This window comes from Enterobacter sp. K16B, assembly GCF_020216105.1.
Taxonomy (GTDB): Bacteria; Pseudomonadota; Gammaproteobacteria; order Enterobacterales; family Enterobacteriaceae; genus Enterobacter; species Enterobacter sichuanensis.
The window spans coordinates 1-14,752 of the sequence record NZ_JAIWJZ010000131.1 but is presented as its reverse complement, the minus strand read 5'-3'; the positions used below and the strand labels follow the sequence as shown (position 1 = coordinate 14,752).

The window sequence follows — 14,752 nt, the reverse complement described above, 5'->3', positions numbered from 1 at the left end:
GGCGACCATCGCCGTGGTTTACCCGCATATGAACGGCCTCGGCGGTGACGGCTTCTGGCTTATCGTTCCGCCGCAGGGCGAGCCGATCGCCATCGACGCCAGCGGCGCGGCGGGATCGCGCGCGACGCTCGCCGCCTACGACGGGCTGGCACATATTCCCCATCGCGGACCTCAGGCGGCGCTCACCGTCGCCGGAACGGTGAGTGGCTGGGACGAGGCACTTAGGCTCTCACGTGAAATGACCGGTAAATCGCTGCCGCTGGCCCGCCTGCTGGCCGACGCCATTGAGTATGCGCAACACGGCACGCCGGTCACGCCCTCTCAGGCTCACGCCACGGCGAGTAAATTCGACGAGCTGAAAGATATCCCCGGTTTTGCGGAAACCTGGCTGGTAAACGGTCAGCCGCCAGAGGTCGGGAGCCGCTTTTATCAACCGGCGATGGCCTCCACCCTTAAGCGGCTGGCGGAAGACGGGCTGGACAGCTTCTATCGCGGTCCGCTGGCGGAGGTGCTGGCGCACGGTATGGAGGCGCTGGGCCTGCCCGTGACGCTGGCCGATTTACACGCCCACGCTGCCCGGCGCACCACGCCGCTGACGCTGCAGCATCAGCAGGGGGAGGTGTTTAACCTCGCCCCACCGACCCAGGGGCTGGTCTCGCTGGCAATCCTCGGCATTACCGACCGGCTGAACATGGCGGAGGCCGACGACGCCGACACCCTTCACCGCATTGTTGAAGCCACCAAGCTGGCCTTTGGCCTGCGCGATGCTTACATCACCGACCCGCGCGAGCTGAAAACCGATATTCAGCGCCGGCTGGACCCCGCTGCCCTTCAGGCGCTTGCCGACAGGGTTGACGACAGCCGCGCCGCCCCATGGGGAGCTGGCAAAGGCCCCGGCGATACGGTGTGGATGGGGGTGATGGACAGCAGCGGCCTGGCCGTGTCGTTTATTCAGAGCATTTATCACGAATTCGGCAGCGGCGTGGTGCTGCCCGATACCGGCATCGTCTGGCAGAACCGCGGCGCCTCATTCAGTCTCGATCCCAATCATCTGCTGGCCCTTGCGCCGGGTAAACAGCCGTTCCATACCCTCAACCCGGCGGCGGCACGTCTTAAGGATGGGCGGGTGATGGTCTACGGCTCAATGGGCGGCGACGGACAGCCGCAAACCCAGGCCGCCCTCTTTACCCGCTACGTGGTTCAGGGCGTGCCGCTGCAGGAGAGCATCTCCCGCCCGCGCTGGCTGCTGGGGCGCACCTGGGGACAAACCTCGGACACCTTAAAACTGGAGGGCCGTTTTTCTCCCGAGACTGTCGCACGCCTGCAGGGGCTCGGTCACGACGTGGAGCTGTTCCCGGACTTTAGCGAAGCCATGGGCCACGCGGGTGCGATAGTACGCCACCCGAACGGGTTGTTTGAAGGCGCGTTCGACCCACGCAGCAACGGCGCCGCCACCGGATTCTGAGGAGAGAAGAATGAACGACGTACAACCTGAGTGGCACGCCTATCTGGCGCAAATGGAGTCCGTGCTCGGCATTGCGCTGGATGAGGCCCGCCGCGCCGAGCTGCATCTGCAGTTCAGCCGCATTGCCGGCATGGCCGCGCCGCTGATGGCGCTACCGCTCGACGACCGTCTGGAGATTGCAGGAGTGTATAAAGCATGACGCTACACGAGATGAGTATCAGCGACATTCAGCAGGCGCTCAGCGCAGGCGAGGTGAGCGCCCGCGAGATCGCCCGCCAGACGCTGGAGACGATTGCGAAGGTTAACCCGCAGATCAACGCCTGGACCACGGTGACGCAAGCGCGCATGCTCGCCGAAGCGGACAATATCGACACCCTGCGCCGCGAAAAGCGTCCGCTGCCGCCGCTGGCGGGCGTGCCCTACGCGGTGAAAAACCTGTTTGACGTTGCCGGCCACACCACTCTCGCCGGGGCTGAACTGTTCAGCCAGCGCCCTGCCGCAGCCGCTGACGGCTTCGCGGTGCGCCAGCTGCGCAGCGCGGGCGGGCTTCTGACCGGCATGGTGAATATGGACGCCTACGCCTACGGCTTTACCACCGAAAACAGCCACTACGGCACGACGCGTAACCCGCACGACCTGATGCGCATTGCGGGCGGTTCATCCGGCGGTTCGGCCGCCGCCGTGGCCGCCGGGCTGGTGCACTTTTCGCTCGGCACCGACACCAACGGTTCGATACGCGTCCCGGCCTCCCTGTGTGGGATCTATGGCCTGAAGCCCACCTTTGGTCGTCTGTCGCGATCCGGCAGCCATCCCTTTGTCGCCAGTCTGGATCATATCGGCCCCTTTGCCCGTCGGGTGGGCGATCTGGCCTCCGTGTACGACGCGCTGCAGGGGCGGGACAGCAGCGACGGTTTTCAGGCAGAACATCCGCGCGAACAGACGCGCCCCCTGCTCGACCGCGGCCTGGAGGGCCTGCGCTGCGCGGTGCTCGGCGGCTACTTCACCACCTGGTGTGACGCCCAGGCCAGAGATGCCGTGGCGCGGGTAGCGAAGGCGCTCGACGTGCAGGATGAACTGCACTTTCCGGAGGCCGAACTGGCGCGCGCCGCGGCGTTTATCATCAGCGCCTCCGAAGGGGGAAATCAGTACCTGCCCGCGCTTCGCCGCGAGCCGGAGCGTTTTGAGCCGCACTCCCGCGAGCGGCTGCTGGCAGGGGCGATGATCCCCTCCGCCTGGTACATTCAGGCCCAGCGGTTTCGCGCGCATGCCCGGCAGGCGTTTAAGACCCTCTTCGCGCAGGCCGACGTGCTGATCGCCCCGGCCACCCCGCGCAGCGCCACGCTGGCGGGCGAGCAAACCATGGAGATTAACGGCCAGCCGCTGCCGATTCGCGCCAGCATGGGGATGCTGACCCAGCCGATTTCGTTTTTAGGCCTGCCCGTGACCACCGTTCCGCTGCGCACCGCGCAGGGGATGCCCATTGGCCTGCAGCTCATTGCCGCACCGTTTAACGAGCAGGCCTGCCTGCGCGTCGCGCGCGTGCTGGAGGAGAGTGGAATCACCGATGCCCGCCCGGCGGAGGTGGCAGCATGATGAATCACGATGACATCAATCTCCCGTGGGTGGTGGCGGAAGTGACGGCCGCCTTTTACCGCTATGAAGACGCGCTGGTGAGCAACAACATTGCGGTACTGGACGAGCTGTTCTGGCACGACAAAAACACGGTACGGCTGGGGGCGGGTGAAAATCTCTACGGGATTGATGAAATCCGCGCCTTTCGCGCGGCGCGCCCTGCCGCCGGGCTGCAGCGAACGCTGCGTCACACCGTCATCACCACCTTCGGTGAGGATTATGCGGTATGCAGCACCGAATTTACCCGCGAGGGCACACAGCGCATTGGCCGCCAGCAACAGACGTGGGTGCGGTTTGCGTACGGGTGGCGGATCGTGGCGGCGCAGGTGAGTTTGATGGCGTAGGGCCACCGGGCCAACGTTGTCCCGTAGGCCGGGTAAGGCGCAGCCGCCACCCGGCTAAACACGGCACACTTACTTCTGAAACGGATGAACATCCCGCCAGTGATCGGCAATCTGCTGGCGGGTACAGACCCACACCCGCTCATGCTGCTGCACGTAATCAAGGAACCGCTGCAGCGCGCGAAAACGCCCAGGGCGCCCCAGCAGACGGCAGTGCATGCCGATGGACATCATCTTCGGCGCGCGTTCCCCCTCTTCGTACAGCACGTCAAAGCTGTCCTTCAGCCAGGTATAAAACTGCTCGGCGGTATTAAACCCCTGCGCGGTGGCGAAGCGCATGTCGTTCGCATCCAGCGTGTAGGGCACAATCAGGTGCGGTTTGCGGGTGCCGTCGCTGCAGGCCACTTCCGTCCAGAAGGGTAAGTCGTCACCATAGTAGTCGCTGTCGTAGTCAAAGCCGCCGTGCTCCACCACCAGCTGACGCGTATTGGGGCTGTCGCGCCCGGTGTACCAGCCGGTGGGTGGCTTGCCGAACAGATCGGTCAGAACCTGCACCGCTTTCTGCAGGTGTTCGCGCTCCTGGCTGATATCCATGTTCTGATAGTGGATCCAGCGCCAGCCGTGGCTGACGACGTCGTAATCCGCTGACTTAATCGCCTCAACGATTTCCGGATGACGCGCCAGCGCCATCGCCACGCCAAAAACCGTCAGCGGCAGGCCACGTTTTTGAAATTCATTGTGGATCCGCCAGAACCCGGCGCGGCTGCCGTATTCGTAGAGGGAGTCCATCGACATATGTCTGTCCGGGTAGCTGGCCGCACCGATGATGTCCGACAGGAACTGCTCCGACCCGGCATCGCCGTGCAGAACGTGGTTTTCCGCCCCCTCTTCATAATTGAGCACAAACTGCACCGCGATGCGCGCCTGATTCGGCCACTGCGCGTGCGGCGGGTTGCCCGTGTAACCGCGCAGATCCCGCGGGTAATCCTGTTCAAATAGCGCCATCGCCTCTCCCCTCACCTTTAAAATGGATTCAATGCCTGAAATTGTCCGCTTAACGCTTTGTTTTCCGGGAACGCCAAATCCCCGTGCTTGCTGGTCGACAGCCCCAGCGCCACCAGCGACTCCACCATCTTCACCGCCGCGCTGACGCCGTCGATCACCGGTACGCGCAGCTCGCGCGTCAACTCCTGCGCCAGCGTCGCCATCCCGCCACAGCCCAGCACAATGGCGCCGCAGCCATCCTCTTTCAGTGCCTGTATACAGCGGGCACGCACCTTCTCCTGCGCCAGACCGGAGCCGTCTTCCAGCGCCAGCACCGGGAGATCGATAGCGTGCAGCGCCGCGCAATGATCCTGAAAGCCATACTGGTGCAGCAGATGACGGGCAATGATCAGCGTGCGCGGCAGCGTGGTGACCACCGAGAAGCGCGTCGCCACCAGCGTGGCCATATGCATGGCGGCTTCAGCAATACCGACTACCGGCCCCTGCGCCAGCTCGCGCGCCGCCAGCAGACCCGGATCGCCAAAGCAGGCGATGACGTGACCGTGCACGCCCTGCTGCCTGCCCAGTTTGACCTGTTCGAGAACCCCCACCGCGGCGATAGCCTCATCAAAGTGGCCTTCTATAGAGGGCACGCCTGCACTGGGGCAGACCGCGAGGATTTCCGTGCCCGGTGCGGCCACCGCACGGGCCGCCGCGCCGATGGTTTCCGTCATCGCCAGGCTGGTGTTGGGGTTGATCACTTGTATACAGACTGACATTACGACTCCTTGTGGCCGGCGAACAGCCGGGCAAAATCAGGCAGGCACTCGCCCGCCCGCTCGAAGCAGAGGCTGGCGACGATATGTTCAAAATGGTGCATTAAGGCATCACTTAGCGGCTGGAGGGCCTTCTGGCGCAGCAGATCCACCAGCTGTTCGTGATCGTTGCAGCGGCAGCCCTGACGCCACGGCGCCCCCCAGGTGGCAATCACCAGCGAGGAGCGCTGGCTCAGGCCGGTCACCATCTCCGTCAGCACCTGATTGCCGGAGATGGCCTGCAGCTGAATGTGAAAACGGGCGGAGTGGCGGATCGCCGCCGGACCGTCGTAGGCCTCGTGGGCCTGCTGCTCCTGGCGAATAATGGCCTCCAGCGCGGCAAGATGCGGCGGCTGACAGTGCGCCAGCACGTCCGGCAGGTTGGCAACCTCCAGCAGCGCGCGGGTGCGGAAGATGTGCCGCGCCTCTTCGACCGTCGGGCTGGCAACGTATGCACCACGCCTGGGCGTTAAGGTGACCATTTGCACAGCGGCGAGTCGCTGCAGCACCTTGCGGATGCCCGTACGACTCACACCAAACACCTCCGCCAGCGCCTCTTCCGGCAATTTGCTTCCCGGCAGCAGCTGATGTTCGACAATCGCGGTCATCAGCGCCTGGAAGATGGATTCGTCTTTGTCATGCAGGTCTGGCGCGGTCTGCAGGGCATGTATGTTGTTCATTCACCACTCCGAATTTTACTTTCCGTTATCGAATCGTATACATAAAAATAAAATATTGCATACAAGATTTATTATTTTGGCCTGGATCCTGCAACACCGTTTGCACTCCCACTCAACGGGTTTTCATTCACAGGAGCAGGTTTCATGCCAAACAGTCAAAATACACCGCAGGGTACGGCCGCTGATTCCGGTGCGGTTTACAGCCCACGTCTTTGCAATGAGGATCTGGCACCGACGCGTGACCAGAACTGGAGCTGGTACAACATCTTTTCGTTCTGGATGTCGGACGTGCACAGCATGGGGGGCTATGTTGTCGCCGCGAGCTTCTTTACGCTCGGGCTGGCAAGCTGGCAGGTGTTGCTCTGCCTGCTGGTGGGAATTTGTATTGTGCAGCTGTGCGCCAACCTGGTGGCAAAACCGAGCCAGATGGCGGGCGTGCCCTATGCGGTGATTAGCCGCCAGGCCTTTGGCGTCTTCGGGGCCAATATTCCGGCGGTGATCCGCGGGCTTATCGCCTTTGCGTGGTACGGCATTCAGACCTATCTGGCCGCCAATGCGCTGATGCTGGTGGCGCTGAAGTTCTGGCCGTCGCTCTCTTCGCTCACCACCGGCGCGTTCCTGGGCCTGTCGCATCTGGGCTGGATCTGCTTTGCCATTATGTGGGTCCTGCAGGCGATGGTCTTCTGGCACGGCATGAGCGCCATCAAACGCTTTATTGATATCGCCGGTCCGGCGGTCTATGTGGTGATGCTGGCCCTCGCCGGCTGGATTGTATACAAGACCGGTTTTGACGGTATCTCCTTTACCCTCGCCAGCAAGTCCCTGAGCGCAGGCGAGCAGACCTGGCAGATGATCACCGCGACGGCGCTGGTGGTCTCCTACTTCTCCGGCCCGCTGCTCAACTTTGGTGATTTCTCCCGCTACGGGAAGAGCATGGGTGAGATCCGCCGCGGTAACCGCTGGGGTCTGCCGTTTAACTTCCTGCTGTTCTCCATCGTCACCGTGGTGATTGTTTCCGGTACCCAGTCGCTGTTTGGCCGCATGATCACCGATCCGATTGAGACCGTCAGCCGCGTGGGTAACGATCTGGCGGTGGCGATTGGCCTGCTGACGATGATCACCGCCACCATCGGGATCAACATTGTGGCGAACTTCGTCTCCCCGGCGTTTGATTTCTCTAACTGCTCGCCGCAAAAAATCAGCTTCCGCACCGGGGGCATGATTGCCGCCGTCGGCTCGATCCTGCTCACCCCGTGGAACTTGTTCAACTCGCCGGAGCTTATCCACTACACCCTCGACGTGCTTGGGGCGTTTATCGGCCCGCTGTTTGGCATTCTGATTGCCGACTTCTACCTGATTAAACGCGGCAAGGTGTCGGTCGACGATCTGTTCAACGACACGCCAGAGGGCAAATACTGGTACCGCAACGGCTTTAACCCGAAAGCCATTGCCGCGCTGATCCCCTCCGTTGCCGTGGGTCTGGTGATCAGCTTTATTCCGGGCCTGCATGAGGTGGCGAACTTCAGCTGGTTTATCGGCGTCTTCCTCGGCGGTGTCACCTACCGCTGGCTGGCGCGGGAAGAGCGCGAGACGGCAAAAGCGACGTCGTTCAGCTCCCGTGTGGCGACGCAAAAAGAGTAACCCTCCCTTCCGGCCGCAGTTTATCTGCGGCCTGTTCATTCTGGCACCCTTCTTGCTGAGCCTTATCACCCCGCTACGCACACACTAAGGCAGGAACCATGATGGATTACCAGACAGCGATCCGCGGTGCATTTTTTGACATTGCCCAGGTCTGCGACAGCGCAGACGCGATTGCCCAACACGCGCGCTATCTTGAGGACGGGGTGCTGTTTATACAGAACGGAAAAATTCTGGCGCACATGTCCTGGCAGGAGGGCGAGCCGTTTCTTGACCCGCACAAAGGTTACACCGACCTGCGCGGCAAGCTGCTGCTGCCCGGATTTATCGACACCCACATCCACTACCCGCAAACGGAGATGATCGGCGCGTTTGGCGAGCAACTGCTGGAGTGGCTGACGACCTATACCTTCCCGGTGGAGAGCCAGTTTGCCGATGAAGCCTACGCGAAAGAGATCGCCGAATTTTTCATTAACCAGCTGGTCAGCAATGGCACCACTACCGCGCTGGTGTTTTGTACCCTCCATCCCGAATCGGTCGAGGCGCTGTTTACCGAAGCCCTGCGCCTGAATATGCGCCTTATCGCCGGCAAGGTGATGATGGACAGGCACGCGCCGGACTACCTGAGTGAAGATCCCAAACAGAGCTACCGGCAAACGCGGGCGTTGATCCAGCGCTGGCACCACCGGGGGCGGCTGGGCTATGCCATTACGCCGCGCTTTGCCCCGACCTCATCCCCCGAGCTGCTTGCCGCGGTCAGCCTGCTCAGAGAGGAGTTCCCGGATACCTGGCTGCAGACCCATCTGAGCGAAAACCCCAACGAAGTAGCCTGGGTGAGCGATCTCTGGCCGGAGCACGAGCGTTATCTGGACGTGTATCATCACTACGGCCTGACCGGCGAGCGCAGCGTGTTTGCCCACGGTATTCATCTGCACCACAGCGAGTGGCAGTGCCTGCATGACACCGGTTCGGCGGTGGCGTTTTGCCCCACCTCTAACCTGTTTCTCGGCAGCGGGCTGTTTCGCCTGCCCGCCTGCTGGCAGCACAGAGTGCGGATGGGCATTGGCACCGACGTGGGGGCGGGCACCACCTTCAGCATGCTGCGCACGCTGGGGGAAGCCTATAAGGTCGGCCAGCTCCAGAGCTACCGCCTGCGCGCCAGCGAGGCGTTTTATCACGCCACGCTGGGCGGGGCGCACGCGCTGAAGCTGGACGATAAAATTGGCAACTTCACCCCCGGCAAAGAGGCGGATTTCGTGGTTATCGACCCTGACGTGACGCCGCTGCAGCGCCTGCGCAATCGCCGCTGCAGGGATATCTACGAGCAGCTATTTGTGCTGATGACCCTGGGTGACGAGCGCAACATCAGCGAGACCTGGATCAACGGCGAGCAGGTGTGGTCAACTGCCCCGGTAGGTTGACCATCCGCCGGGAGCAATCACAAACGGCAGATGGAAGTGTTCCTCTGCCGTTTCTCCCGTCACAAAATCAATCTGTGCGCAGGGCCAGATCGTGTCGCGACCGGTGTCGCGAAACCATGCGCCGATCTCCGCCACCAGCCGGTAACGGCCTGCGGGCAGCGAGGGAACGAACGCGGCGATGCGCCCTTGCGCGTTGGTTACTCCCGTGGCGAGCGTCTTCCCCTCCTGTTGAAGATGGACGGTCACGCCCTCTGCAGGTTTGCCCGTTGAGATATCCAGAATATGCGTGCTTAACGTACTCATTCGCTAATGACTCCTTCCAGCCGTAGCAGCGTAATTTCCCGTAACTGTTCCAGCGCGGCACGGACCTCCTGCGCGTCACTGTTTTCCAGCCGCGCGTGCAGCGCCTGTAACATCTCCTCACCGCTGCGGCCTTTGGCGCGGATCAGAAAGACCCGTCCAAAACGGGCTTCGTAGCGGGCGTTGGCCTCGCGTAACGCCTGCGCCAGCCCGGCATCACGGTCATTCACCGCGCCCTGCTCCTGGCGCGACAGCGCCGCCTCCGCCCCGCTGCCCGCGGGCTTTTCGCCAATGCGCGGATGCGCGCTCAGGGCGAGGGTTAATGCCGCGTCATCCCAGGTTTGCGTCAGGGCCTGCGCCGTGATGAACAACGCCTCCCGGCTCGGGTAAGGCCGCCCGCGAACCAGCGCGTCGGCCCAGCCGGGGATCGCCACGCAGGGGTGAAGCAGCGCCACCGCGTCGTGGGCCGGAAGATGATTAAAGTCGTGCAGTGCGATCATAGCGTCTCCTGTGGTGTCCTTTTCCGGGCTGTTGCACAAACCACGCCACAGTTGCCCCGGCGTGAAACAGTCGATTCCGGATGCGTGAAGCGGAAATTTTTGATTCAAAAAAAGGCACGCTCACCGCGTTTACGCACCTTAGCAGTGCAAGTACCGCTCTCACAACGCCGTTTTCGCCACGCTGCAGCCTGGTACGCAAATTGCTGAATAACCTTACCCCAGCAAAAGGAGAGAAGCATGAGAGCAATCGTCATTGGCGCGGGTATTGGCGGCCTGAGCGCCGCCGTCGCACTGAAGAAAACGGGAATCGACTGTACCGTATTTGAAGCCGTAAAAGAGATCAGGCCCGTCGGGGCGGCCATCTCCATCTGGCCTAACGGCGTGAAATGCATGCAGCACCTCGGGATGGGGGAGATCGTTGAGACGTACGGCGGGCCGATGCGTTTCATGGCCTATAAAGATTACCGGCGCGGCGAGACCCTGACCCGCTTCAGCCTTGCCCCGCTGGTTGAGCGTACCGGAGGGCGTCCCTGCCCCGTCTCGCGCACTGAACTCCAGCGCGAAATGCTGGAGTTCTGGGGACGCGATAACGTGCAGTTCGGCAAGCGCGTCGAACACGTCCATGAAGACGACGCTGGCGTGAGCGTGACCTTCACCGATGGCACCACGGCGCACGGGGATTTTCTGATTGCCGCCGACGGCGCCCACTCGGCGGTTCGCCCGTACGTGCTGGGCTATACCCCGGCGCGCCGCTATGCCGGTTACGTGAACTGGAACGGGCTGGTGAAGATTGACGAAGAGATTGCACCGGCTCATCAGTGGACCACCTTCGTTGGCGAAGGCAAACGCGTGTCGCTGATGCCCGTCTCTGGCGGACGGTTTTATTTCTTTTTTGACGTGCCGCTTCCGTTGGGCCTGGCGGAGGATCGCACCACCCTGCGCGCCGATCTCACGGGCTACTTCCGCGGCTGGGCGCCGCCGGTGCAAAAGCTAATCGCCGCGCTCGACCCGCAGACCACCAACCGCATTGAGATCCACGACATTGAGCCGTTCGACACGCTGGTGCGCGGCAACGTCGCGCTGCTGGGCGATGCCGCACACAGCACCACGCCGGATATCGGTCAGGGCGGCTGTGCGGCCATGGAAGATGCGGTGGTGCTGGGTCAATGCCTGCGTGAAAACCACAACGTGACGCTGGCGCTGCGACAGTACGAGGCGCTTCGCTGCGACCGGGTGCGCGACCTGGTGCTGAAGGCGCGTAAACGCTGCGACGTGACCCACGGCAAAGACATGGCGCTGACGGAGGCCTGGTATCAGGAACTCAAAGAGGAGACCGGAGAGCGCATCATCAACGGTCTGTGCGACACCATTCAGGGCGGCCCGTTAGGCTGAACGCAAGAGGGATGAACATGAAAAGAGAACCGACCCCACCCGCCCACTGCACGTTTGAGCCAGAGGACTGGCTGCGTCTGGCGAAATGCTGGCATCCGGTCGCCCGGGCCTGCGACATCGGCCCGGCGCCGGTTAAAGCGACCCTGCTGGACGAACAGCTGGTGATTTACCGGATCAACGACCAGGTCGTGGTCGCCCGGGACGTGTGCCCGCACCGCGGCGTGCCGCTGACGCTCGGCTTTCACGATGAGCACGGGATTATCTGTCCCTATCATGGCCTGCGTTTTGGGGAGGACGGGCGCTGCAACCGAATTCCGTCCAGCCCCGACCAGCCCGTTCCGGCGAAGCTGAACCTGATTAATTACGCCGTGGAGGAGCGCTTTGGCCTGATCTGGACCTGCCTGGCGTTTGATCCGGACAACCCCGCGCCGCTGCCCACCCTGCCGCACTGGGATGACGATGGATTTCAGCAGATTAACTGCCCGGCGTTCGAGGTGAATGGCTTCGCCGGGCGTCAGGTGGAAGGGTTTCTGGACGTGGCGCACTTTGCCTGGATCCACACCGATACCTTTGCGGATCCCAACAACACGCTGGTCCCTGACTATCAACCCCAGGAGACGCCGTTTGGCTTTGTTGCCGATTACTGGAGTACGGTGAGTAACTATCCTCCCGCTTCGGATGTGCAGGCCCCGGAGGGCTTCCGCTGGTTGCGCCATTTTGAAATGCACCTGCCGTTTACCGCCACCCTGACGATCCATTTTCCGGGAGAATCCCGGCTGGTAATCATGAATGCCGCGTCGCCCGTTTCCTCACGCGTGACCCGCATGTTCGCCCCTATCGCGCGTAATTTTGATCTGCATATTCCGGTGGAAGAGGTGCATGCCTTTAACCTGCGCATCTTTGAAGAAGATCGCCTGATGGTTGAAACCCAGCGTCCGGAAAGCCTGCCGCTGGATCTCACCCTGGAAGCGCATATCCCCGCGGATAAAAGCTCGATTGCCTACCGCCGGGGACTGAAGAAGATGGGCTTTGGCGCATTTTTCCTGGTATGACGGAGGCCCGTATGCTGAACGTGATTGTTGACGGACTGTGGCGCGAGGGGGACAAGAGCCTCGCCGTCAGGCTGGTGGCTGAAAACGGCGAAGCGCTGCCGGCATGGCAGCCCGGGGCGCACATCGACGTGCATCTGCCCTGCGGAGTTATTCGCCAGTACTCCCTGACCGGGGCGTGCGGCGATGAGGGGTATCTAATCTGCGTGGGGCGGGAAGCCGCCTCGAGGGGTGGGTCGCGCTACGTTCACGAAACGCTACGTCCGGGGCAGAAGCTGCTGATTTCGGCCCCGCGCAATCTGTTTCCGCTGGTGCAGGCAGAGCGGGTTTTATTGCTGGCGGCGGGGATCGGCATTACGCCGCTGTACGCGATGGCCCTGCAGCTGAAGGCCGCCGGCACGCCGTTTACGCTGCACTACTACGTCCGGGACCGGCAAAGCGCGGCGTTTGCCCGCGCGCTTTCAGCGTGCGATGCGTGCGTCATCCATACCGACAGCCCGCGCACCACGCTGGACGGGCATCTCCCGATGCCTGAGCCGGGGCTTCACGCCTGGATCTGCGGGCCCGCAGGGTTTATGGAAAAAGTACGTGAGGTCGCCACGGCGAAGGGCTGGGACGACGCCCATCTTCACAGCGAGGCGTTTCAGCCTGCTGCGCCCGTCAGTGACGGTGCAGCGGGTGAGATCTTTACGGTCAAACTGGCCTCCACCGGCGAGCGCTGGCCGGTCCCTGCGGATAAGACTATCGCCCAGGTACTGCTGGAAAATGGCGTGGACGTACCGCTGTCCTGCGAGATGGGGATCTGCGGCGCCTGCCTGACGCCGGTGATTGACGGCGTGGTGGATCACCGGGATAGCGTGCAGTCAGAGGCGGAAAAAAACGCAACCGAGCAGCAGGTGGCGCTGTGCTGCTCGCGAAGCCATTCCGGGGAGCTGGTGATCGGGCTGTAAACCCCCTGAAAACGCTTTCTTGCCGGGTGGCGCTGCGCTTACCCGGCCTACAATCCGTAACAAATCAAACGTATCGCATTCCGTCACGCCGGAACGGGCAACTCAATGCCGCTTTGCGCCAGTAGCCCCATCTCGCAATACATCGCGCATGCCGCACTGACGATAGACATTGCCAGCGCGGCACCGCTCCCTTCACCAAGACGCATGTCAAGGTGGATAAATGGCGCCAGCCCAAGGTGCTCCAGCGCACGTCTGGCCCCTTTTTCGGCGGAAAAATGAGAGGGAATACAGTAGTTCTTAACCTCTGGCGCAATCTGACAGGCGGCGATGGCTGCGGCATACGAGAGAAAACCGTCCAACACAACGGGCAGTCCGCATGCACCAGCGCCTAATATCACCCCGGTCATACCCACCAGGTCATAGCCGCCAACTTTGGCCAGCACGTCAACCGCATCGCGCGCATCCGGCTGGTTAATGCGTATCGCCTGCCGAACAATGGCTTCCTTATGCTGTACCCGGTCCTGCGGCAAATTTGCCCCAATCCCCACCACCTCATGCGGATCGCTGTCGGTCAGTACGCTGATGATTGCCGAGGCCGGCGTCGTGTTCGCAATACCCAACTCGCCAACGCCAAAGACGGAAATCCCCTCCTGAGCACGTTTTTTAACGAGGCTGGCGCTCGCCAGCAGCAGGTGTTCGGCATCCTGACGGCTCATCGCAGGACCCTGGGCGATATTCCCGCAGCCACGAGAGAGTTTAAGGCTGAGCATATTGTCAACAGGCTCACCGTCAATGCCGATGTCAACGGGGAGTACCGACGTCTGGCTAGTGCGGGCCAGCACACATACCCCGGTCAACCCCTTTTGCATATTGACGGCCTGAAGCCTGGTCACCACTTTCGGCGTCACAGCCACGCCTTCATCAAACACGCCATGGTCGGCGCACATCACGATAATCTCTTTTTGCAGATTATCGAGCCTGTCGATTCCCCCCATTCCCGCAAGCTGTATTGCCAGACTCTCCAGCCGACCGAGGCTGTTTGTCGGCTTGATTAAGCCATCAACATGCCGCGAGGCCGCCTGAATCTTCTGTTTATCAAGCGGTCTGATGGCCGCCGCCAGCGCCTTCACTGTCCCCATCCTCATCACCCTCACTCTTCAGTTTGCCAAACGCTTCTGCCATTAAATACGCGTAATACCCAATGCCCGGCCCGATTTTCAACGACCGTGTAGGCATCATGACTGAACGGGAAATGCCACATCGCAGCCGGGGGCATCCCTAACCAGGTTGCCAGCAGCAGGCTCAGCACACCCTGATGCGCCACAATGAGCATCTCGTCGTGCTGCTGCAGTTGACTCATCTCATCCGCCGCCGCCCTGACACGTGCAGCGAAATGCGGGAAGGCTTCGCCACCGTCGGGCGTGGCGTTTTGCCAGTCATCCATCCAGCGCTGCCACGACGCGGGATTTTCTTTTTCAATGTCGCTGTAGTGCCGCATCTCCCATTTGCCAAAATCCAGCTCGTTAAGACGCGGATCCACTTGAACATCATGGGCAGTTGGCACGATAAGCCGCGCCGTTTGCTG

15 protein-coding genes and 1 pseudogene are annotated in these 14,752 nt (G+C 62.0%); 9 read left to right on the top strand and 7 right to left on the bottom strand.

The features are described 5' to 3' along the window. From LDK53_RS20440 to hpxZ, 4 genes are all read left to right on the top strand, one after another. A partial coding sequence (locus LDK53_RS20440; RefSeq protein ID WP_225287926.1) for a gamma-glutamyltransferase family protein occupies positions 1-1,465 on the top strand: 1,465 nt, incomplete at its 5' end. Between the two features lie 10 nt (positions 1,466-1,475). Continuing rightward, positions 1,476-1,664, top strand: a complete 189-nt coding sequence (hpxX, locus tag LDK53_RS20435; RefSeq protein WP_025755912.1) for an oxalurate catabolism protein HpxX — start codon at positions 1,476-1,478, stop codon at positions 1,662-1,664. After that, positions 1,661-3,058: an AtzE family amidohydrolase gene (locus tag LDK53_RS20430; RefSeq protein ID WP_225287925.1), complete on the top strand. Its 1,398-nt coding sequence runs from the start codon at positions 1,661-1,663 to the stop codon at positions 3,056-3,058. The genes hpxX and LDK53_RS20430 overlap by 4 nt, the downstream gene beginning before the upstream one ends. Then, the gene (hpxZ, locus tag LDK53_RS20425; RefSeq protein ID WP_095440980.1) at positions 3,055-3,441 is read left to right on the top strand and encodes an oxalurate catabolism protein HpxZ; all 387 of its coding nucleotides are present in this window, start codon (positions 3,055-3,057) and stop codon (positions 3,439-3,441) included. Before LDK53_RS20430 ends, hpxZ begins: the two co-directional genes overlap by 4 nt. 69 nt (positions 3,442-3,510) lie before the next feature. Here hpxZ and puuE read toward each other — a convergent pair whose 3' ends face one another. The 3 genes and pseudogenes from puuE to LDK53_RS20410 form a co-directional block, all read right to left on the bottom strand. Further along, a complete protein-coding gene (gene puuE, locus LDK53_RS20420) occupies positions 3,511-4,410 on the bottom strand; it encodes an allantoinase PuuE (protein WP_225287927.1) in 900 nt (299 codons plus the stop codon). Continuing rightward, positions 4,328-5,201 (bottom strand): annotated as a pseudogene (hpxA, locus tag LDK53_RS20415) (allantoin racemase). Before hpxA ends, puuE begins: the two are co-directional and overlap by 83 nt. Further along, positions 5,201-5,917 (bottom strand): GntR family transcriptional regulator, encoded by a 717-nt coding sequence (locus LDK53_RS20410; RefSeq protein ID WP_088244151.1) that lies wholly within the window; start codon positions 5,915-5,917, stop codon positions 5,201-5,203. Before LDK53_RS20410 ends, hpxA begins: the two are co-directional and overlap by 1 nt. A 144-nt stretch (positions 5,918-6,061) precedes the next feature. Between LDK53_RS20410 and LDK53_RS20405 the strand changes: the two genes are divergently transcribed. Both LDK53_RS20405 and guaD read left to right on the top strand, forming a co-directional pair. Next, entirely contained in the window at positions 6,062-7,558 is a 1,497-nt protein-coding gene (locus tag LDK53_RS20405) for an NCS1 family nucleobase:cation symporter-1 (protein WP_225287924.1), read from the top strand. 98 nt (positions 7,559-7,656) lie between these two features. After that, positions 7,657-8,976 (top strand): guanine deaminase, encoded by a 1,320-nt coding sequence (gene guaD, locus LDK53_RS20400; RefSeq protein WP_225287923.1) that lies wholly within the window; start codon positions 7,657-7,659, stop codon positions 8,974-8,976. On the opposite strand, the gene uraH is transcribed toward guaD, so the two are convergent. Both uraH and uraD read right to left on the bottom strand, forming a co-directional pair. After that, entirely contained in the window at positions 8,956-9,279 is a 324-nt protein-coding gene (gene uraH / locus LDK53_RS20395) for a hydroxyisourate hydrolase (RefSeq protein ID WP_045284659.1), read from the bottom strand. The two genes, guaD and uraH, sit on opposite strands and share 21 nt — an antisense overlap. Continuing rightward, on the bottom strand, positions 9,276-9,776 hold the full coding sequence (gene uraD, locus LDK53_RS20390; protein WP_225287922.1) for a 2-oxo-4-hydroxy-4-carboxy-5-ureidoimidazoline decarboxylase: 501 nt from the start codon (positions 9,774-9,776) through the stop codon (positions 9,276-9,278). Before uraD ends, uraH begins: the two co-directional genes overlap by 4 nt. 237 nt (positions 9,777-10,013) lie before the next feature. Here uraD and hpxO point away from each other — a divergent pair, with 237 nt between their 5' ends. The 3 genes from hpxO to LDK53_RS20375 are packed head-to-tail and all read left to right on the top strand — an operon-like array spanning position 10,014 to position 13,167. Beyond that, entirely contained in the window at positions 10,014-11,168 is a 1,155-nt protein-coding gene (gene hpxO, locus LDK53_RS20385) for an FAD-dependent urate hydroxylase HpxO (protein WP_225287921.1), read from the top strand. Positions 11,169-11,185: 17 nt separating this feature from the next. Then, positions 11,186-12,220, top strand: a complete 1,035-nt coding sequence (hpxD, locus tag LDK53_RS20380; protein ID WP_095440974.1) for a molybdenum cofactor-independent xanthine hydroxylase subunit HpxD — start codon at positions 11,186-11,188, stop codon at positions 12,218-12,220. 11 nt (positions 12,221-12,231) lie between these two features. After that, positions 12,232-13,167: a PDR/VanB family oxidoreductase gene (locus LDK53_RS20375; protein ID WP_225287920.1), complete on the top strand. Its 936-nt coding sequence runs from the start codon at positions 12,232-12,234 to the stop codon at positions 13,165-13,167. A gap of 83 nt (positions 13,168-13,250) precedes the next feature. On the opposite strand, the gene cobT is transcribed toward LDK53_RS20375, so the two are convergent. Then, complete coding sequence (cobT, locus tag LDK53_RS20370) at positions 13,251-14,306, bottom strand: nicotinate-nucleotide--dimethylbenzimidazole phosphoribosyltransferase (protein WP_094918280.1); 1,056 nt, start codon at positions 14,304-14,306, stop codon at positions 13,251-13,253. Positions 14,307-14,317: 11 nt separating this feature from the next. Continuing rightward, positions 14,318-14,752 (bottom strand): histidine phosphatase family protein (locus LDK53_RS20365; RefSeq protein WP_225287919.1); only part of this gene is annotated, 435 nt, incomplete at its 5' end.

Bases quoted from the DNA above. Each gene is read 5' to 3' on its own strand.
- cobT (WP_094918280.1), bottom strand. From the start codon at position 14,306: ATGGGGACAGTGAAGGCGCTGGCGGCGGCCATCAGACCGCTTGATAAA.
- LDK53_RS20430 (WP_225287925.1), top strand. From the start codon at position 1,661: ATGACGCTACACGAGATGAGTATCAGCGACATTCAGCAGGCGCTCAGC.
- hpxX (WP_025755912.1), top strand. From the start codon at position 1,476: ATGAACGACGTACAACCTGAGTGGCACGCCTATCTGGCGCAAATGGAG.
- hpxD (WP_095440974.1), top strand. From the start codon at position 11,186: ATGAAAAGAGAACCGACCCCACCCGCCCACTGCACGTTTGAGCCAGAG.
- uraH (WP_045284659.1), bottom strand. From the start codon at position 9,279: ATGAGTACGTTAAGCACGCATATTCTGGATATCTCAACGGGCAAACCT.
- guaD (WP_225287923.1), top strand. From the start codon at position 7,657: ATGATGGATTACCAGACAGCGATCCGCGGTGCATTTTTTGACATTGCC.
- hpxO (WP_225287921.1), top strand. From the start codon at position 10,014: ATGAGAGCAATCGTCATTGGCGCGGGTATTGGCGGCCTGAGCGCCGCC.
- LDK53_RS20410 (WP_088244151.1), bottom strand. From the start codon at position 5,917: ATGAACAACATACATGCCCTGCAGACCGCGCCAGACCTGCATGACAAA.
- uraD (WP_225287922.1), bottom strand. From the start codon at position 9,776: ATGATCGCACTGCACGACTTTAATCATCTTCCGGCCCACGACGCGGTG.
- LDK53_RS20405 (WP_225287924.1), top strand. From the start codon at position 6,062: ATGCCAAACAGTCAAAATACACCGCAGGGTACGGCCGCTGATTCCGGT.
- hpxZ (WP_095440980.1), top strand. From the start codon at position 3,055: ATGATGAATCACGATGACATCAATCTCCCGTGGGTGGTGGCGGAAGTG.
- LDK53_RS20375 (WP_225287920.1), top strand. From the start codon at position 12,232: ATGCTGAACGTGATTGTTGACGGACTGTGGCGCGAGGGGGACAAGAGC.